Origin of the sequence: Eubacterium sp. OM08-24, assembly GCF_003438075.1 — a bacterium.
In the GTDB taxonomy this organism is placed as follows: Bacteria; Bacillota; Clostridia; order Oscillospirales; family Acutalibacteraceae; genus Ruminococcoides.
In genome coordinates this window covers 98508-118405 of the sequence record NZ_QSTA01000004.1, presented here as the reverse complement: position 1 = coordinate 118405, position 19898 = coordinate 98508, and the positions used below count along the sequence as shown (strand labels likewise).

20 protein-coding genes are annotated in these 19898 nt (G+C 39.7%); 4 read left to right on the top strand and 16 right to left on the bottom strand.

The features are described 5' to 3' along the window. Positions 1–28: 28 nt before the first annotated feature. Positions 29–550: a peptidylprolyl isomerase gene (locus tag DXC23_RS08395; protein ID WP_117705662.1), complete on the bottom strand. Its 522-nt coding sequence runs from the start codon at positions 548–550 to the stop codon at positions 29–31. Positions 551–828: 278 nt separating this feature from the next. On the opposite strand from DXC23_RS08395, the gene DXC23_RS08390 reads away from it, so the two are divergent. After that, positions 829–1230: a metal-dependent transcriptional regulator gene (locus tag DXC23_RS08390; protein WP_117705661.1), complete on the top strand. Its 402-nt coding sequence runs from the start codon at positions 829–831 to the stop codon at positions 1228–1230. A 164-nt stretch (positions 1231–1394) separates the two neighbouring features. Here the strand turns inward: DXC23_RS08390 and rbr are convergent, their stop codons facing one another. The 8 genes from rbr to alr form a co-directional block, all read right to left on the bottom strand. Continuing rightward, complete coding sequence (gene rbr, locus DXC23_RS08385; RefSeq protein WP_117705660.1) at positions 1395–1934, bottom strand: rubrerythrin; 540 nt, start codon at positions 1932–1934, stop codon at positions 1395–1397. A gap of 174 nt (positions 1935–2108) precedes the next feature. After that, a complete protein-coding gene (locus tag DXC23_RS08380) occupies positions 2109–2528 on the bottom strand; it encodes a DUF2752 domain-containing protein (RefSeq protein WP_158552527.1) in 420 nt (139 codons plus the stop codon). A gap of 15 nt (positions 2529–2543) precedes the next feature. Next, positions 2544–3041 carry a hypothetical protein gene (locus tag DXC23_RS08375; protein ID WP_117705658.1) on the bottom strand — a complete coding sequence of 166 codons (498 nt, stop codon included), beginning with the start codon at positions 3039–3041 and terminating at the stop codon, positions 2544–2546. A 129-nt stretch (positions 3042–3170) separates the two neighbouring features. Continuing rightward, positions 3171–4178, bottom strand: coding sequence for a tRNA (adenosine(37)-N6)-threonylcarbamoyltransferase complex transferase subunit TsaD (tsaD, locus tag DXC23_RS08370; protein ID WP_117705657.1), 1008 nt, complete (start codon positions 4176–4178; stop codon positions 3171–3173). Positions 4179–4199: 21 nt separating this feature from the next. Further along, positions 4200–4634, bottom strand: coding sequence for a ribosomal protein S18-alanine N-acetyltransferase (gene rimI / locus DXC23_RS08365; protein WP_117705656.1), 435 nt, complete (start codon positions 4632–4634; stop codon positions 4200–4202). Continuing rightward, positions 4624–5055, bottom strand: coding sequence for a low molecular weight protein arginine phosphatase (locus DXC23_RS08360; protein WP_158552525.1), 432 nt, complete (start codon positions 5053–5055; stop codon positions 4624–4626). Before DXC23_RS08360 ends, rimI begins: the two co-directional genes overlap by 11 nt. Beyond that, the gene (gene polA / locus DXC23_RS08355) at positions 5039–7597 is read right to left on the bottom strand and encodes a DNA polymerase I (RefSeq protein ID WP_117705654.1); all 2559 of its coding nucleotides are present in this window, start codon (positions 7595–7597) and stop codon (positions 5039–5041) included. The genes DXC23_RS08360 and polA overlap by 17 nt, the downstream gene beginning before the upstream one ends. Next, entirely contained in the window at positions 7594–8772 is a 1179-nt protein-coding gene (alr, locus tag DXC23_RS08350; protein WP_117705653.1) for an alanine racemase, read from the bottom strand. Before alr ends, polA begins: the two co-directional genes overlap by 4 nt. 185 nt (positions 8773–8957) lie before the next feature. On the opposite strand from alr, the gene DXC23_RS08345 reads away from it, so the two are divergent. After that, positions 8958–9449, top strand: a complete 492-nt coding sequence (locus tag DXC23_RS08345; RefSeq protein ID WP_117705652.1) for an N-acetyltransferase — start codon at positions 8958–8960, stop codon at positions 9447–9449. Positions 9450–9492: 43 nt separating this feature from the next. Here the strand turns inward: DXC23_RS08345 and DXC23_RS08340 are convergent, their stop codons facing one another. Then, positions 9493–9933 carry a GNAT family N-acetyltransferase gene (locus DXC23_RS08340; RefSeq protein WP_117705651.1) on the bottom strand — a complete coding sequence of 147 codons (441 nt, stop codon included), beginning with the start codon at positions 9931–9933 and terminating at the stop codon, positions 9493–9495. Positions 9934–9984: 51 nt separating this feature from the next. Next, positions 9985–12606: a valine--tRNA ligase gene (locus DXC23_RS08335; protein WP_117705650.1), complete on the bottom strand. Its 2622-nt coding sequence runs from the start codon at positions 12604–12606 to the stop codon at positions 9985–9987. Between the two features lie 215 nt (positions 12607–12821). Between DXC23_RS08335 and DXC23_RS08330 the strand changes: the two genes are divergently transcribed. Together DXC23_RS08330 and DXC23_RS08325 are read left to right on the top strand one after the other, a co-directional pair. Continuing rightward, positions 12822–13271: a MerR family transcriptional regulator gene (locus tag DXC23_RS08330; protein ID WP_117705649.1), complete on the top strand. Its 450-nt coding sequence runs from the start codon at positions 12822–12824 to the stop codon at positions 13269–13271. A 132-nt stretch (positions 13272–13403) separates the two neighbouring features. After that, a complete protein-coding gene (locus tag DXC23_RS08325) occupies positions 13404–13790 on the top strand; it encodes a hypothetical protein (protein ID WP_117705648.1) in 387 nt (128 codons plus the stop codon). 42 nt (positions 13791–13832) lie between these two features. Here DXC23_RS08325 and DXC23_RS08320 read toward each other — a convergent pair whose 3' ends face one another. From DXC23_RS08320 to pyrF, 5 genes are all read right to left on the bottom strand, one after another. Then, on the bottom strand, positions 13833–14279 hold the full coding sequence (locus tag DXC23_RS08320) for an MATE family efflux transporter (protein ID WP_117705647.1): 447 nt from the start codon (positions 14277–14279) through the stop codon (positions 13833–13835). Further along, the gene (locus tag DXC23_RS08315) at positions 14257–16371 is read right to left on the bottom strand and encodes a SpaA isopeptide-forming pilin-related protein (protein WP_117705646.1); all 2115 of its coding nucleotides are present in this window, start codon (positions 16369–16371) and stop codon (positions 14257–14259) included. Before DXC23_RS08315 ends, DXC23_RS08320 begins: the two co-directional genes overlap by 23 nt. A gap of 179 nt (positions 16372–16550) precedes the next feature. Beyond that, positions 16551–17705 carry a 3-phosphoglycerate dehydrogenase family protein gene (locus DXC23_RS08310; protein WP_117705645.1) on the bottom strand — a complete coding sequence of 385 codons (1155 nt, stop codon included), beginning with the start codon at positions 17703–17705 and terminating at the stop codon, positions 16551–16553. Between the two features lie 48 nt (positions 17706–17753). Next, positions 17754–18839 (bottom strand): 3-phosphoserine/phosphohydroxythreonine transaminase, encoded by a 1086-nt coding sequence (gene serC, locus DXC23_RS08305; RefSeq protein WP_022234430.1) that lies wholly within the window; start codon positions 18837–18839, stop codon positions 17754–17756. 126 nt (positions 18840–18965) lie between these two features. Then, positions 18966–19898, bottom strand: a complete 933-nt coding sequence (pyrF, locus tag DXC23_RS08300) for an orotidine-5'-phosphate decarboxylase (protein WP_117705644.1) — start codon at positions 19896–19898, stop codon at positions 18966–18968.

Here is a 19898-nt window from a genome sequence, read left to right as displayed (position 1 = left end):
ATCACCTTTCTACATTATATAACTTTAATTAACACTTTTCAGGTTCGGGATACTCAACGCCAAAGGTATCGGCTGTAACCTTTTTCATAATCTGAGCGTCAAGCGGCTTGTCTGCAAAGTCTGTGTCGCACTCAGCAATCTTGTTTACAACATCCATACCATCAATTACCTTACCGAAAGCGGCATACTGACCGTCAAGGTGAGGCGCATTCTTGTGCATGATAAAGAACTGTGAGCCTGCTGAGTTCGGCATCATTGAGCGAGCCATAGAGAGAACACCCTCTGTGTGCTTGAGGTTATTTTCAAAACCATTGATAGCAAATTCGCCCTTAATGCTGTAACCAGGGCCGCCCATACCTGTTCCGTCAGGACAACCGCCCTGAATCATAAAGCCGTAAATTACTCTGTGAAAAGTAAGTCCGTCATAAAAGCCTTTATTTACAAGGCTTAAAAAGTTATTTACTGTGTTTGGTGCAATTTCAGGATAAAGCTCGGCTTTAATTACAGAGCCGTTCTCCATTTCAATAGTAATTACAGGATTCTGTGACATAATAAATCGTCCTTTCATCTATATATCATATCAAGCTGATTTTAATAGCTATCCTTTGTCTATAATTTTACGATATATTCCATAAAATAGCAAGTAAAATTTTGTACTAAAAAATATTTGGCAAATATAAAGATATTAATAATTATTAACTTTACAATCCCTCTAAAATATGTTACAATAAATACATATAAGCATTTAATGTTTTTGTAATATTTAATCAACATAATGTATTTTGGGATTGAACATTATTTTTCATCATTGTTCAAGGAGTGTTTTTATTGTCATTATCAGTTCACAAATCGTCAGAAGATTATCTTGAGGCTATACTTTTAATTCAGCAAAAACGAGGCTGCGTTCGTTCAATAGATATAGTGAACCTGCTCGGATTTTCTAAGCCAAGCGTAAGCGTTGCTATGAAAAAATTAAGAGAGAACAATTACATTATTATGGACGGCGAAGGTTACATCACCTTAACCGACAGCGGAATGGAAATTGCGCAAAAAATTCTTGAAAAGCACAATTTCATTGCGGAGCTCTTGATCTCGCTCGGCGTAAACGAAAGCACCGCCTATGAAGATTCCTGCAAAATTGAGCACGATATAAGCGAAGAGAGCTTTATTGCATTAAAAAAGCTTACAGGAATTTTAGCCGATAAAGCTGCCAACAAAACCAACGAATAATTAACCAAAAGAAAAAGCAGTCAGTATTGTTGTTTTAATACTGACTGCTTTTTATTGTGTTTTACACACAAAGTTGAGGTTTTTAATCTTTTATATTTTGCAAACTAAAAGTTAAATTTTACACAGTAGCTCACAAAAACAAGTCAAACCACAATTCACTCAAATTAATAATTCTCTGCGTGAATTTCAAAATATGACTGTGGATGTGCGCATACAGGACATACCTTAGGGGCTTTTTCACCTACTACAATGTGACCGCAGTTACGGCACTCCCATACCTTAACTTCGCTCTTTGCAAAAACTTCCTGCATCTCTACATTGTGGAGCAATGCACGATAGCGCTCCTCATGAGCTTTTTCGATTGCACCAACCATACGGAATTTCTTTGCAAGTTCAGGGAATCCCTCTTCCTCTGCTGTCTTTGCAAATCCCTCGTACATATCTGTCCACTCGTAGTTTTCACCCTCAGCGGCTGCGGCAAGGTTTTCGGCTGTGCTACCGATTCCGTTTAATTCCTTGAACCACATTTTTGCGTGTTCCTTTTCATTATCGGCTGTTTTAAGGAATAAAGATGAAATCTGCTCAAAGCCGTCTTTCTTTGCCTTAGACGCAAAGTATGTATATTTATTTCTTGCCTGTGACTCGCCTGCGAAAGCCTCAAGTAAGTTTTTCTCTGTCTGTGTGCCTGCATATTTGTTTGCCATAATAATTCAATCCTTTCAAAATCTCATATTTTCTATTTAAAATATTAATTTTAGTAATGATTACTATATTTATATATAGTATATACCATAATTTTCCGTTTGTCAACACTTTTTTAAAATTTTTTCAAAAATAAAAAGGCAACTTTCATTGCCTTTTTAAGTGATTATTAAATTTTATGCAAACTCAATAGGCGCAAGCACAGGAAATATATTTCTAAGCACAGCATATATCATTACTATAACGAATGCCGTCCACCAAAAGTATTTGCTGTGAATAAATGTACGGAGCTTTTTCCCGAATGCTCTGAAAACAAACTCTATATAAAGTATGCACAATACTATAAGTGAGGATATCACCAAGAGGTTTTGCCTTAATGATAACAAAACATCTCCATGAATGAGAGCGAAAACCGACCTCGTACAGCCGCAGCCGGGGCAATAAATGCCCGTAAGCTCATACAGGTAGCAGGATGGTAATGTTATGTATCTGAAAACGAAAAGCGAAAACAAATACGCAAATCCGACAGACGCAAACGGCAACAAAAACACCAATATTTTCTGATAGGTTTTATATGGAGTAATTATTTTTACCACCTCTGAAATGTGCTATTAATAATAGCTGTAACGATTTGTGCTGCTAAATATAGCAGCTCCTGTTGCCAATGAAGTAATAAACAAAATAAGAAAAATAACAACAACAACAGCAAGTACAATCAGCTGTGCTCTTGCAAAGTTTTTAAGTGACTTTTTAGGTGTGCTGCCAAATGCCCATACAAACATCATTATGAAATAAACAAGGCTGCCCACACAAGGAATAAGGTTGATACAGAATATACCAATCCACATAAGTACAGAAACATGCTCGTCATCATTGTTGATATTGTTATAGTTTGGCTGCTGATAAGACGGTGTTTGATTGTAGCCTGAGCCATAAGGCTGCTGGTAAGAATTATTCTGACTGTTGTCTGCGCCATAAGGCTGCTGATAATCCTGTGCGGAATAGTTTTGCGAACCGTATGGCTGCTGATAGTCCTGTGCAGAATATGTATTCTGATTTTGCTGTGGATTTTGGTTATTATTCCAAGAATCGTTGTTGTAATTGTCCATAATTTTCCTCCAAATTTTAATAAGCATTAAAACAAATTATACATATAATTGCTTTAATGTCTATTATAAATTACAGGGCAAAAAATGTCAACAATAAAATACTAAACGGCACAAATTTATACACATTTCTTACAGCTCTATACTCATTGTTGCAAAAGCGTTAAGGTCTGTGCTTGCAATATTACCGCTCAAATATTCATAATATCCCTGCGAGCCAACCATTGCCGCATTGTCACCGCAAAGAGATTTTTCGGGCATATAAAAAGCAAGTCCACGCTTATTACATTCTTCCTGTAAAGAAGAACGCAAAAGTCTGTTTGCAGACACACCGCCTGCAATAACCAATTTTTCGACCTTTAAATCCTCGGCGGCTTTCAAAAAGTTAGTTTTTAAGCAGTCTACAACCGCATATCTGAAAGATGCGCAAACATCGGCTTTGTTAAGTTCTATGCCCTTTTGCGCAGAATTATGAATAAGATTAATTACAGCCGTTTTAAGTCCCGAAAAGCTGAAATCATACTGTGAACCGCTTACCGTTGGTCTTGGCAGCTTAAAAGCAAACGGATCTCCGTTCTCTGCCACCTTATCAAGAGCAATTCCGCCCGGATACGGCATACCCATAGTTCTTGCCGCCTTGTCAAAAGCCTCGCCTGCCGCATCATCTCTTGTCTTGCCGATAATACGCATTTTGGTGTAATCCTCAACCATTACAATATGACTGTGACCGCCCGATACAACAAGACAAAGAAAAGGCGGTTTTAATTCTTGATTAGAAATATAATTAGACGCAATATGCGATCTTAAATGATGAGTAGGCACAAGCGGAAGTCCCGTTGAGAGGGAAAGTCCCTTTGCAAAATTAACGCCCACAAGCAACGCACCGATAAGACCCGGAGCATATGTAACCGCAATGGCGTCGATTTCTTTTAGAGTAAGCTCTGCCTGTTCAAGCGAACTTTTTACAACAGGCACTATTGCCTCGGCGTGTCGGCGGGATGCAATTTCGGGAACAACACCGCCATACAGTTTATGCTCCTCAACCTGAGAGGCAACAACAGAGGATATAACTTTTCTTCCGTCCTCAACAACCGCTGCTGCGGTTTCGTCACAAGAGGACTCTATTGCAAGTATCTTCATAAAAATAATCCTTTCGTTTTATCAAAAATACTTTGTCATCAGTATTGCGTTTTCGGCAGGTTCAGAATAATAATTCTTTCTCTCACCCACCTTAACAAAGCCTGCGTTTGAATACAGTCTTATTGCATTTTCATTGGATTGTCTTACCTCAAGAGTCAAAAAAGCCAGGCTGTTTTTCTTGGCAAAGGTAACAAGAGTATTTATCAAAGCCGTACCTATGCCCTTTTTTCGTGCGTTTTCATCAACCGCCACATTAAAAATATATCCTTCGTCAACAACAACATTCATTCCTATGTAGCCGAGAACCTTATCGTCCTCAACACTTACATAAAAATGCGAGCCGTTGTTTTTTAGTTCAAACTCAAGACTTTTTAATGACCACGGATGAGAAAAGCATTTATTTTCAATCTCTGCCACCTGTAAAAGGTGGCTTTCTTTCATTTCTTCAATTCTCATATTGTTTTAAAATTTCCTTAACGGCACTGCAAATTTCATCTCGGCACTGTCTGTAAACCTCAACGCCGCACATATACGGGTCGGCAACATTAATAACCTCGATTTTATCGGCAGGGACAGCGCACTGTGTCATAAGGAAAAACTTATGACTTACCGACATACAATAAAACTTATCGTATTCATCAAGTTTTTTATCGGAATAAGCCGTAGAATGCATATCTGAAATATCAATACCGATTTCTTTGCAGACTTCAACCGAATTTTCAGAAACAGGCATACCTGTTACGGTTGTTGTACCCATACTCTCTGCCCTTACGGCAAGTCCTTTTTCCTCTGCAAAACGGTTAAATATTGCCTCTGCCATAGGGCTGCGGCAAGTATTGCCTGTGCATACAAACATAATTTTATTTTTTGGCATCATACCAAGTCCTTCCGACAGCGGCATCGGCAGTGAGCGGAACAGACAGCTTTACAGCGTTTTCCATTTCCTCCTGCAACAGCTTTGCCACTGTTTCCTTTTCGTTTTCGGGAGCCTCGACAATCAACTCATCGTGCACCTGCAAAATAAGCCTTGCCTGCAAGCCCTCTTTTTTCATTCTTTCGTCAACCTTAATCATTGCGATTTTAATAATATCTGCGGCAGTGCCCTGAATCGGCATATTTCTTGCCACACGCTCACCGAAAGCTCTCATCATATGCTTGCCCGAGCTAAGTTCAGGTAAATATCTTCTTCTGCCGAACATTGTTTCAACATAACCGTCACGCTTTGCTTTTTCAACGACATTTTTCATATATTCGTCAACGCCGCTGTAATGAGCGAGGTAGTCTTTAATATATTTAGATGCCTCTTTATTGGTTACTTTAATATCCTTAGCAAGTGAGTAAGCACCGATTCCGTAAACTATACCGAAGTTTACCGCCTTGGCACGGCTGCGCATTGTGGAATTAACCATTTCAACAGGCATATTAAACACCTGTGACGCTGTAATAGTGTGAATATCGGCATTCGTATTAAATGCCTCTATCATATTTTTATCGCCCGAAATATGAGCAAGCACTCTTAATTCAATCTGAGAATAGTCGGCATCAACAAGCACCCAACCCTCTCTTGCGGCAAAAAACCTTCTCAATTCTCTGCCGATTTCTGTACGGACAGGGATATTTTGTAAATTAGGCTCTGTTGAGCTGATTCTTCCCGTTCTGGTTTCGGTTTGATTAAAACTTGAGTGTATTCTGCCGTCCTCGGCAATAACCTTTAACAGCCCCTCGCAATAGGTTGAATAAAGTTTTGCAAGCGTACGGTACGAAAGCACCATTTCAACCGCAGGATGTTCGTAGCGCAGACTTTCAAGCACCTCTGCGTTTGTGCTGTAACCGCTTTTTGTTTTCTTCTTACACGGAAGTCCTAAATCTTCAAAAAGCGCCTTGCCAAGCTGTTTCGGAGAATTTATATTAAATTCATAACCGATGCTTGTGTATATCTCATTTTCAAGATTTTTTATCTGTTCGTGCAATATCTTGCCGTAGTCCTCTATCCCCTGCCTGTCAACGGCAAATCCGAGGTTCTCCATTTTAGCAAGCACCTTTGCAAGAGGAATTTCAATATCTGTCAACAGCTTTTCCTGTTCGTTTGTATCTATATCTTTCTTAAGTTTTTCGCAAAGCACATCATATACGGCAAGAGCGGAAAGTTCCGAAAACTTCTCGTTTTTCGGAAGCGTTATTCCGTAACCGCCGCATAAATTTTCGTCACTGTAATCTTTTGATGACGGCTCAATAAGATATGCCGCAAGTTCAATATCAAACGCAAGCGATTTTACTTCAATATTCTTCTTATCGGCATAAGCAAAAACTGTCTTACTGCCGTGAGTAAATTTCAAAATTTCTTCATTTTCAAGAAGTTTGTCGAAAAATTCGTTATCCTTAACAATATAAACTTTACCGTCAAAAAGAATGTTGCAAACAGGATTTTCTATATCAGAAAAATCAGTTTTAAAATATACCTTACCCTGTTTTTTAATATTCTCATACAGAATATTAGCATCTGCATTTTCTACAACTTCAAAGTTCTGCACAGCTGTAGGCTTTTCCTCCGCTGTCGGCATTTCTTTTAATCCGAGTTTGTCGATAAGCGAGAATAGCTCAAGTTTTGCCATAAACCTCGCACATTCTTCGGGATCTTTTAATTCGACTTTGTAATCCTCAACATTTGTATTGATAGGAACTTCGCAGAAAATCTCACCGAGTATACGGCTTAACTTCGCATTTTCCTCGGAATTTTTAAGTTTATTTCTGATGCCGTCCTTAACATCTATCTCGTCAATATGGCTGTAAATGTAATCAACACTGCCAAAGCGTGAAATCAAATCGCCTGCGCCCTTAGGGCCGATTCCCGCAACACCGGGAATATTATCGGACGAATCGCCTTGAATAGCCTTAATTTCTATAAGCTGTTTTGGTGTAACGCCGTAATCCTCAAGAATTTTTGCAGGTGTATAACTGATGTCTTGCTTGTTTGTGCAGAGATGCACTGTTGTTGTATCGGAAACAAGCTGTAAGCTGTCACGGTCACCTGTCGCAATCACACATTCGTTGCCGTTTTTCTCGCAAGCCTTTGCAAATGTTCCCAAAATATCGTCGGCCTCATATCCCTCGCAGGTCACAAGAGTATAACCCAAAAGCTGTAAAAGCTCTTTTAGCGGTTTAATCTGTGAGGCAAGCTCTTCCGGCATACCTTTTCTTGTTGCCTTGTAGCCTGCATATGCCTTGTGGCGGAATGTAGGAGCTTTAAGGTCAAAAGCAATAGCTACCGCATCGGGATTTTCTTCGTTTTTTATTTTTGTGAGCATTGTAAGAAATCCGTAAATCGCATTTGTAAACTGACCGTCTTTTGTTGTAAGCGGTCTTATTCCGTAAAAAGCACGGTTTACTATACTGTTTCCGTCAATAACAAGCATTCTCATAGCTTATACATCACATCCATTACTTTTCCGTTTTTAATATAAATTCTCGGTACACGCTTGCCTACAAGGCAAACTACTTCATAGTTAATAGTATCAGTATTTTTTGCAAGGTCATCGGCTGTCATTTCGCCGTTTTCGCCTGTTCCGAAAATCACTACCTCGTCACCGATTTTTACATCTTCAATATCGGTAACATCAATCATAGTCTGGTCCATACATATTCTGCCCACAATTTTTGCTTTTTTACCGTTGACAAGCATATATCCGTCCTTTGCGTTCTGACGAATAAAACCGTCGGCATATCCAATCGGAACAGTTGCAATCTTCATATCTTTAGGAGCGGTAAATGTTCTTCCGTATGAAATATCAGCACCCTTTTTAAGATTTTTTACATATGCAACCGTTGATTTTAAAGTCATTGCGGGAATAAGATTTAAATTATTCTGAATTTTATATGACGGAGCAAGTCCGTAAAGTATAATACCCGCTCTTACCATATCGCAATATGTATGCTCGTAATCTTCAATAGCACCGCTGTTTGAACAGTGGCAAATCTTAATGTTAATTCCCGATTCTTTAAGTTTATCCCTTACATAAGAAAAGCAACTGTACTGCTTTTCTGTAAAGTCTTTGCCGTCCTCGGCTTCATCCGACACACAGAAATGAGTAAACATACCCTCAAGCTCAAGATTTTTTAGAGTGCAGGCTGTTCTAATTTCTTCGACAGAATAATCATCTCTCGGAAATTCCTGACACATAAAACCTATTCTGCTCATACCGGTATCAACTTTGATGTGAATTTTACAAACCACATTCTGCTCACAACAAGCCTTAGAAAGCATTTTTGCATAATCAAGGCTGTAAACCGCCTGAGAAATATTGTATTCTGCAAGTCGCTTAGCCTCATTTGCAGGAGTAAATCCTAAAATTACGATAGGAAGTGTTGCGCCTGCCTCACGAATTTCTATACCCTCGTCAATATTTGAAACGGCAAAAAAGTCAGCGCCAAGCTGCTCATAGAGTTTAGAAAGTTCAACGGCGCCGTGACCGTAACCGTCTGCTTTTATAACGCAACAAATCTTTGCTCTGCCGTTTACCTTGCTTTTTATTTCATTAAAATTATGCTTAATTGCATCAAGCGATACCTCTGCCCAGGTTCTCTTTAAGTAATCCATCAAACTACCTCTTTTATTTTTATTCGCATCTAATTTAATACCGTAAACATCTGTATTTTTTACAAATCAAATTGTACTGTCTTAGATACTAATTATAATACTTTTACACCGATAAATCAATCCATATTGACAAAGAAAAACTAAGTGCTAAAATATTAGTAGATTACGCACAAAAGGTTGATTTTATGGAAATAAATATTCGCAAAGCAGTCATAAGCGATTACCCTGCCATGGTTGAAATCTGGAACGAAGTTGTAGAGGACGGAACAGCCTTTCCGCAGCTTGATTTACTTGACGAAAACAGCGGCGCAGAGTTTTTTGGTTCACAAACATATTGTGCGGTTGCGGAAAATACCGAAAGTCACGAAATTTTAGGCTTATACATTCTTCATCCCAACAATGTAGGCAGATGCGGTCACATTTGCAACGCAAGCTATGCTGTAAAAAGCAGTGCAAGAAATTTACATATCGGTGAAAAACTTGTTTCGGATTGCCTTGTTCAAGGCAAGGAAAACGGATTTAAAATTTTACAATTCAACGCAGTTGTAAAGTCAAATATTTCTGCCCGACATCTCTACAAAAAACTCGGCTTTGTCGAGCTTGGTACAATTCCAAACGGATTTTTGCTCAAAAGCGGAGATTACGAAGACATAGTAATTTACTATCACACACTTTAATTTACACATAAAAAATGCCCCTGTCGCAAGACAAGGGCATTTTTCAGCTTAAAAGCATTTGATAATGCGGTATTTTATCCTCAAAATACGGGCCTTTGGTAACAACAAAGCCAAAACTTTTATAAAAATCAAGCAAATACGCCTGACCTGAAATCCTGATTTTTTGTATCTTCATAATATTGTGAATAAAGTCAATGCACTTTTGCACAATCTCTCTGCCAAGTCCTTTTCCTCTGTATGTCTTATCAAGCACAATTCTGCCTATAGACGGCTCATCGTATGAAAGATTAGGAGGCAAAATTCTTGCACAACCTATAATTTTTCCGTCATCTTCAAGTATTAAATGCATACATTTTTGGTCTTTATCATCGGGGTCTATTTCAAGGCATTCCTGCTCGATTACAAAGACTTCAAATCTCAATTTCAAAACAGCATATAATTCTTCATTTGTAAGTTCATCAAAACTTTTAAATATCCATTCCATACAAAAACTCACCTTAAACAAAGGGCAGTCACGAAGACTGCCCCTTAATTTTTATTTTAATGCGTCAATAGCTGCGGTAATGAGTGCAATCTGCTCTCTTTCCTTTGCAGCCTGACCCTTTACTTTTTCGATAACGGCTTCAGGTGCTTTTGCAACAAAGCCTGCATTATTGAGCTTGCCCTCGCTCTGTGCAAGTCTTTTCTTAACCTGCTCAAGCTCTTTGTTAAGTCTTGCAAGCTCTGCATCCTTGTCAACAAGTTCGCTAAGCGGAATGTAAATCTTTGCGTCAGCGGTAACAACCGTTACTGCGCCCTCAATGTCAAAGTGCTCGGCAACCTCTACCTCATTTGCAGATGCAAGTTTCTGAATAAACGGTGTGCCGTTAGTAAATGTATCAGCAAACTTAGTTGCAACATAAACCTTAGCTTTCTTTGACGGAGGAACATTCATCTCACTGCGGCGGTTACGGATAGCACGAATAGCATCCATAACTCTTTCCATTTCAGCAACAGCATCCGGGAAGTCAAGCTCTGCCTTGTACTCAGGGTACTTAGCGAGCATAACGGTTTCACCCTCGTGAGGAATTGTCTGCCAAATTTCTTCTGTTACATATGGCATAAATGGGTGAAGAAGTCTTAAAATCTGATCAAGTACATAAAGGAGTACCTGTCTTGCGTTCTGAGCGTCCTCGCCGTCACCCGAAAGTCTTGTCTTAGCAAGTTCAATATACCAGTCGCAATAGCAATCCCAAATAAACTCGTAAACCTTTTGAACGGCAATGCCAAGCTCAAATTTTTCAAGGTTTTCGTTTACTTCCTTAGCCACTGTATTGAATTTAGAAACAATCCACTTATCCTCTGTTGTAAGAGTATCGGGGAGCTTGTTTTCTACATTGTAATCGTCAATATTCATATGAACATAGCGAGCGGCGTTCCAAAGCTTATTAGCAAAGTTAGCACAAGCCTCAATACGCTTTTCTGAATATCTGATATCATTTCCCGGTGAGTTACCTGTTACAAGCAAGAATCTTAGCGCATCGGCACCGTATCTGTTGATAACATCAATCGGGTCAGGACCGTTACCGAGTGACTTAGACATCTTTCTGCCAAGCTCATCTCTTACAATACCGTGCATAAATACGGTCTTGAACGGTGCTTGACCTGTCTGCTCAATAGCAGAGAATATCATTCTTGCAACCCAGAAGAAAATAATATCATAACCGGTTACAAGTGTATTTGTAGGATAGAAATACTCAAGCTCAGGTGTCTTGTCAGGCCAGCCGAGTGTTGAGAACGGCCACAATGCCGAACTGAACCATGTATCAAGAGTATCCTCGTCCTGATGCAAATGGTTTTTACCGCACTTAGGGCAAGCTACGGGAGTTTCCTTTGCTACGATAACCTCACCGCAGTCATCGCAATACCAAGCAGGAATTCTGTGTCCCCACCAAAGCTGACGGGAAATACACCAATCCTTGATGTTCTCCATCCAGTGATAATATACTTTTTCAAATCTCTCAGGAATAATCTGAGTCTGCTTTTCTTTTACGCATTTGATTGCAGGCTTTGCAAGAGGTTCCATTTTTACGAACCACTGCTTTGACACTCTCGGCTCAACAGTTGTCTTACAACGGTAGCAAGTACCTACATTATGAGTATGCGGCTCAATCTTTACAAGGAATCCGCCCTCTTCAAGATCCTTTACGATAGCCTCTCGACACTCGTATCTGTCCATACCCTGATATTTGCCTGCGTTTTCATTCATATGGGCAGTATCGTCCATAACATTGATAACCTCAAGGTTGTGTCTTAAACCAACCTCAAAGTCATTAGGGTCATGTGCAGGAGTAATTTTAACTACGCCTGTACCAAAATCCTTTTCTACATATGAATCGGCAACAACAGGAATTTCTCTTCCTACAAGCGGAAGAATAAGTGTTTTGCCTACAATGTCTTTATATCTTTCGTCATCAGGGTTTACTGCTACGGCAGTATCGCCCAAGAGTGTTTCCGGTCTTGTTGTAGCAAGCTCAACATAACCGCTGCCGTCCTTTAACGGATAGCGGAGATGCCAGAAAAAGCCCTCCTGCTCTGCAAAGTCAACCTCAGCGTCTGAAATTGATGTGCAGCAATGCGGGCACCAGTTGATAATACGCTCGCCACGATAAATAAGTCCTTTCTTGTAAAGTTTTACGAAAACTTCCTTAACCGCCTTAGAACAACCCTCGTCCATTGTAAAGCGCTCACGCTGCCAGTCACAGCTTGAACCGAGCTTACGGAACTGACGGGTAATTCTTCCGCCGTACTCCTTTTTCCACTCCCATGCACGCTTGAGGAAACCCTCTCTGCCTAAATCATCTTTGGTAACGCCCTCTTTGCGCATAGCTTCAACGATTTTAGCCTCTGTCGCAATAGAAGCATGGTCTGTACCCGGAAGCCAAAGTGCAGCATAGCCCTGCATTCTTCTCCAACGAATGAGAGTATCCTGAAGTGTAAGGTCAAGTGCGTGACCGATATGCAGCTGACCTGTAATGTTTGGCGGCGGCATAACGATTGTGTATGGTTTTTTATCTTTGTCAACTTCTGCATGGAAGTAGTTGCCCTTCATCCAGAAATCATAAATTCTGTCCTCAAACTCAGACGGTTTGTAGGATTTAGCAAGCTCCTTTGCCATAATCATATCTCCTTACAATTTATTCGGGCAGATTACCCGACAAATATACCCTTATATTATCGCATTTTGCTTGCAATTTGTCAATTATGCAGAGATAAAAAATCATAGTAATTAATCATATTCAAAACATTTTGTATTATAAGAATTATGTTGACAGTCAAATTTTGAAATGCTACAATACTTATAGCTTACTTTAACTTGAATGAGGTGTTCTTATGCAATATACTATAGGTGAAATTTCAAAAAGACTTGATATGCAGCCGTCAACTCTTAGATATTATGACAAAGAAGGACTTATGCCGAATGTAAAGCGTACAAACGGCGGTATCCGCATTTTTGACGATTCCGATTATGAGTTATTAACTCTCATTGAATGTCTTAAAAGAACAGGTATGTCGCTTAAAGACATCAAAGTTTTTATAGATTGGACTCTTGAGGGAGATGCATCAATCGACAAGCGACTTGAGCTAATAAGAAAGCAGAGAGATGCCGTACTTGCACAAATGGAAAAGCTGAACGAAACCCTCGGGGTTTTAGACTACAAATGCTGGTATTACGAAACTGCGCAAAAAGCAGGCACTTGCAAAATTCACGATACACTAAGTGCCGACGATATACCGCAGGAACTGAAAAAAGCGGTGTCAAAACTTAAAGGTCACCGGTAATTCATATAAATTCTTACAATTTGCACATTCATATCATTAATATGTTAGAAATACTCTACATTCCGCAAATTGACTAAAAACGCAAAAAATGATAAAATAATATATATTATATCAATATCGGGATGTGTTATAATGAAATGTATTATAAAGCGCACTTCACTTGTTTTCCTATCGCTTTTTGCTGTAATTTTTCTTTTAAGCGGCTGCGGAGATAAAAGCGAAAACGAAGTGCTCAAGGGTAAATGGGTCCCTGTATCTGCCGTTATCGACGGAGAAACCGTACAATACAGCGAGCTTGAGCTTAAGGACGGATATTTTGAATTTAATTTTAAAGGAAACGGCAGTTGTACCGCAACGCTTGCGGGTATTGAATATAAAGGCAGCTATGTTTTCAGCGGCACAAGCGTTGACGCTACACTAAACGGCAACAGCGAAAAGCTGAGCTACGAGTCGGCAAGGCAAACCCTCACCTATTCATACGATAACACAACCTCATTTACATTTATGAAAGAGCAATAATAAAACTTATCCCCTGCATAACGAAAATATGCAGGGGAATTTTTATGCCGTTAAGCCGTTTATTTGTTTTTTATAAAGTTTTTTCATAAGTACAACAGAAATTACAGCCGATAATATTTCTGCAACAGGTACGGCGAGCCAAATTATCCATTCGCCGCAAATCGACTGATTTACAAGCATTGTAAACACCCATGTGAGCGGCAGTACAAAAACAAGCTGACGGCAAACAGAAACGATAAGCGACTGCATTCCGCCGTTAATAGCCTGAAACATTCCTTGAAAAGCTATATTAATGCCTGCAAACACAAAACTTGCCGATACTATTCTCATTGCGCCTATACAAAGCGACTGAGTTTCTCCCGACAGTCCGAATCCGCTCGAAAGCGGATTTGCTATGATTTCTATTGCAATCAATCCGACAAACATTATTACGGTTGTGTAAACAGTGCCGTATTTTATGCTGTCATCAATTCTCTTTTTGCTTTGCATTCTTTGAAATTATTATCTGAAGATTAGTAATATCGTTGATATTTATTATTCCGTTGCCGTCAATATCGGCATTATCAAAGCTGACGGTATCATTTATATCAACAAAATCCGAACCGTCCTCTGCTTTTTTGCCTGCGACAAACAGCTGAATTACCGTGATGTCTGTAATATCAATATTGTCGTCTTTATTTACATCGCCCTTGCTTTTTGCAAATAACGATATGTCAGTATTACTGCCGATATTTTCTTCTTTAACAACAACTTCCGTTACCGCCGAATCGTAAAAATAACCGACAGCGGATTTTTTCTGCTTAATATAATAAACGCCGACTTGTAACGGCTTAGCAAATTCGGCTATACCGTTATTGTCCGTTATTGCCGTATCAATGAGATTTTGACATTCCTCATCTGAAAACAATTCAAACTCCGCACAGTTTATCGGGACTTTAAACTCATTTGTAAGATTTACTCTTACTGTCGAAGTATCCAACTTTATCGGTGTATTTTCAGCTTGAGCATAATAAACTGTAAGACCGCTCCATGTATATTGATAAACATTGTCAAGAATTATTCTGTCAGAAAATAATTCAAAACCTTTCGGAGCAACAACCTGCTTTGCGTAATAATTACCGTACGGCATATAAAGAGCTGAATCGAACGCACTTTCATTCCATTTAATATTATTTACATCGTCGGTCTTTTCTTTTGAAGTTGCGCATACCCAGCCGTCTTCGCCTGTTTTCATATAACCGCAAAAAGTGTTATCTGAATTATAGACTTCATAAACCGCACCGCTAAGTGAATAATTTTCATTATTATCGGTCAATTCGGAATAAGATGACACATTCTGAATACGGAGTGCTATTTTAGGCGTCTTGTTTATTTTGCTTAATTTATGGTTATTTTCATTTACAGCTACACCTGCATAGTATCTTTCCGTACCGCCCCATGTCAATGTAGACTTTTCAAATTTATATACCGTGTTGTCTGCAACATACCCGTTCGGTGTTTTTGTTTCTTTGCACCAATAAGAAGTATTTGCAACAGGCACACCCCTCGCAACTGCACTTGATGATGAATATTGTTGACTGCTTGTCAGACCAAATGCACCGAATCCGTCAGACTGCGGTACAATTTTTCCGACAGGCTTTCTACAAGCCGAGTCAGCATAAACCGTGTATTCAAACTGTGAATAATCGTATGAAGTACCCTTTAATCCGCTTTGTGTGCTGTTAAGCTGAATATTAAGATCTATACCGTTTGAACAACCTGTTTTAAATACATACAATCCGTAGCAAGTACCCCTCGGTTCAATATTTGTAATTGTATTTACATTTTTATATTGAGAATGCCAGAACTTGTTATTTTTTGAATTATTGCCGTAAAAAATACCGACATGAGCGTCAGCCGTACCGAGCATAAAAATAATATCGCCTTTTTCAAGCACTCCGCTGTTCAATGCATTATTAATGGCACTTGTACCGTCAAAATAATATGTCCTGATATTGTTATTGCTCGCCCAATTAATCCATGTATCCTGACCCGTATCATAAGCCGCATACGAATAACTCGGAATATGAGTGTTTGCGTATGCATAGCTTACCGACTGACCCTTTTGTGCCTTGGTATTTGCAAGCGACTTGTAAAGTATATGCCATACAAATCCTGTGCAGTTCATCTGCGGCTTGTACGATGAACCGTTAAGCTCGTCTTGTCTACCGTAACCTACACAGTAATATCCGCTGTTTGGTGAATATAAATCTGTATTAAAGTACCCTTTGGTATCTCCTTTTGGTGTACGATGGTCGCCCGATGTATATTTTGTACCGAGATAATAATCACTACCTACAGATGAATCATAATTTTTAGAAACAGTGTAAGTATGATAATCATTGCTTGAATCATTATCGTGATTTACAATCCATTTGTAGTATTCGGCAGTATCTATTCCCAATGCTTCGCATACGGTTTTACTGCCCCATTTGCTGTAAGAAACCGATTCTGTTACTTCTGCGCCAAATGCAGTAAACGTAGAAGAAAATGCAAGCATGGCAGTCAGCGTAATTGCAGATAATTTTTTTATACCTCTCATTTTCATTCCTCAATTCAAAAAAATTCTTTATCAACAATTGTGGGAAAGTATGGTTTAGCGCACGAGTTAAACCATAATCTATTAATGTTACCCCAACATTTAAAATAGGACATTAAAACAAAACTTTAAAAGGGCGACAGAATATCTCTGCCGCCCTATGACTTCATTATATTATGCTTTTAGATAGCACGAACACGGATTACACCTTCAATAGCTGCAATAGCGGCAGCGTTATCAGGAGTACCGCCTGCAACATCAATAATTGCATAAGCGTAGTCGCCACGGCTCTTTGAAAGCATATTTTCTACATTGCCGTTTACCTCAGAAAGTACCTTTTTAAGAAGTTCAGGTACATTCTTGTGCATTACGCAGAAACGAACATTCTCTGTGCTTGATCTTGCAAGTGAAAGTGCAGGATAGTTTACAGAATTAATAATGTTGCCGTTTTCGAGGTATTCTTTAAGCTCATCACAAGCCATAACAGCGCAGTTGTCTTCACTCTCAGGAGTAGATGCACCGAGGTGTGGAAGACAAATAATGTTTTCTTCGCCAATAATATCATCAGTTGCAAAGTCTGTTACATACTTAGCAACCTTACCGCTCTTAACAGCCTCAAGAACAGCTGTTGAATTAACAAGACCGTCACGGCTGAAATTAAGAATACGAACGCCGTCTTTCATCTTAGCAATCATATCAGCGTCAACCATATCTCTTGTGTCAGCTGTAAGCGGAACATGGATTGTAAGGTAATCACAATTAACCATTACATCCTCGCCGTTCTTCATAAGCTTAACGGCAGGATTGAGCTTTAATGCGTTTGTTACAGACATAAACGGATCAAAGCCGATTACATCCATACCGAGTGCAACAGCGCAGTTAGCAACAAGAATGCCGATAGCGCCAAGACCGATTACGCCGAGAGTTTTGCCCTTGATTTCAGGACCTACAAACTGGCTCTTGCCTTTTTCTACCATCTTACCTACTGCGTCACCGTTGCCCTTGAGTGTCTTTGCCCAGTCAGCGCCCTCCATTACTCTTCTTGAAGAGAGTAAAAGACCTGCAATAACAAGCTCCTTAACGGCATTTGCGTTAGCACCGGGAGTATTGAAAACTACAATACCCTTTTCAGAGCAAACATCCTTAGGAATGTTGTTTGTGCCTGCGCCTGCTCTTGCAATAGCAAGGAGGTTGTCGGCAAACTGCATATCGTGCATTGCGGCACTTCTTACGAGAACTGCGTCAGGATTCTGAACATCGTCACCGTAAGCGTAATTGTCGCCAAGGCGGCTTGTGCCAACGGCAGCAATTTTATTGAGAGTAAGTATATTAAACATTGTATTCATCCTCTTTTATTTTATTTAAAGCAGATGTTTGAGCAAAAATTACTTGTTTTCTGCCTCAAACTTCTTCATAAAGTCAACAAGAGCAACTACACCCTCATATGGCATAGCATTGTAGATAGAAGCTCTCATACCGCCAACTGTACGGTGACCCTTAATATTAACAAGACCTGCCTCTGTTGCCTCTTTAACAAACTTAGCGTCAAGATCTGCATTGCCTGTTACAAACGGAACATTCATAAGTGAACGATCCTCAGGAACAACAGTACCCTTAAAGAGTTCTGAATTATCAAGGAAATCATAAAGAAGTTTAGCCTTTTTCTCGTTAAGCTCTTTCATCTTATCAAGACCGCCAACCTCATTCTTAATCCACTCAAGAACAAGCTTTGCAATATAAATTGTGTAGCAAGGAGGTGTGTTGAAAAGTGAATCTGCGTCAGCGTGAGTCTTATAGTTAAGCATTGTCGGGCAGATGTCCATAGCATTGCCGATAAGATCCTCACGAACAATTGCGATTGTAAGACCTGCAGGAGCCATATTCTTTTGAGCACCTGCAAAGAGTGCGCCAAACTTTGTTACATCAATAGGCTCTGAAAGAATACAAGATGAAATATCTGCAATAAGCGGAATATCGCCTGTATCCGGAAGCTCATGATAAACAGTACCGTAAATAGTATTGTTCATACAAATATATACATAGTCAGCGTCCTCTCTGAACATTGACTTATCTGTCTTAGGAATATAAGAGAAAGTTTTATCCTCTGAAGAAGCAACGGCCTTAGCATCGCCATAACGAGCAGCCTCTTTGTAAGCCTTTTTAGCCCACTGACCTGTAATTATGTAGTCAGCCTTATTGTTCTTGTTCATAAAGTTTAGCGCTACCATTGCAAACTGAGTAGAACCGCCGCCCTGGAGGAACATAACCTTGTAGTTGTCAGGAATGTTCATAATCTCACGAAGTAAAGCCTCAGCGTCCTTAATGATCTTATCATAAGTTTTGCTGCGGTGTGACATTTCCATTACGCTCTGTCCGCTGCCCTGATAATCAAGCATTTCATCTGCTGCTGTCTTTAATACTGCCTCCGGAAGCATTGAAGGACCGGCAGAAAAGTTATATACTCTTGCCATATTAAAAATCTCCCTTGAAATATTATTTATAGTTTTAACTAATACTGACTATTAAATTATACCGCCAACTTTTAGCAAAGTCAACAATATTTGGTGTTTAATACATAAAAATAACAATTTATTGTATTATTTCTTAATTTTGCCTATGCAACCGATAATTTCGTCACGCATACGAACCGCCTCGTTGTAAGCAGCCTTTGCAAAATCATTCTCGGTAAGGCCCTGTTTTTTCCATGCGCACATAATGCCACGGCTTGAATTGATGATTGCGCCAAGACCGTTTTCGTCAAAAGCATTCTTAACATCATTTGCTCCGCCACCCTGAGCACCGTAACCCGGTACGAGGAAAAATGTGTGTGGGCATTTTGCTCTCATTTCAGCAAGCTGCTCAGGATATGTTGCGCCTACTACTGCGCCGACGCCCGAATAGCCATACTTGCCCTCAAGCTCTGTTCCCCACTCTTCACACATTTTGCCCATCTGCTCATAAACTGTTGTGCCGTCCTCAAGCTTTTTATCCTGTAATTCGCCTGAGCTTGGGTTTGATGTTTTTACAAGTACAAAAATTCCCTTGTCACCGCTTTTGCAAATATTAACAAGCGGCTTTATACCATCTGTGCCGAGGTAGCCGTTTACTGTAAGTGCGTCTGCGCCGAAAGCCTCAAGTTCTTCGCCTGCAACAGCGGTTGAACCGAGGTGAGCGGCAGCATAAGCCTCCATAGTTGTGCCAATATCATTACGCTTGCCGTCTGTGATAACAAACATACCCTTTGACTTTGCATATGCAATAGTGTCGGCAAGTGCCTTTACACCCTGCCAGCCGTACATTTCATAGTAAGCTGCCTGCGGCTTAATTGCAGGAACTACCTCATAAAGGGCGTCAATAAGCGCCTTGTTAAACTCAAACAAAGCGGCAGCCGCACCCTCAAGAGTTTTGCCGTACTTAGCAAAGCACTCGTCTTTAATGTACTGTGGTACATAGTCGAGCTTTGGGTCAAGACCTGCAACTGTCGGGTTCTGCATTTCTACAATTTTATCAATAAGTCTGTCGAATGCCAT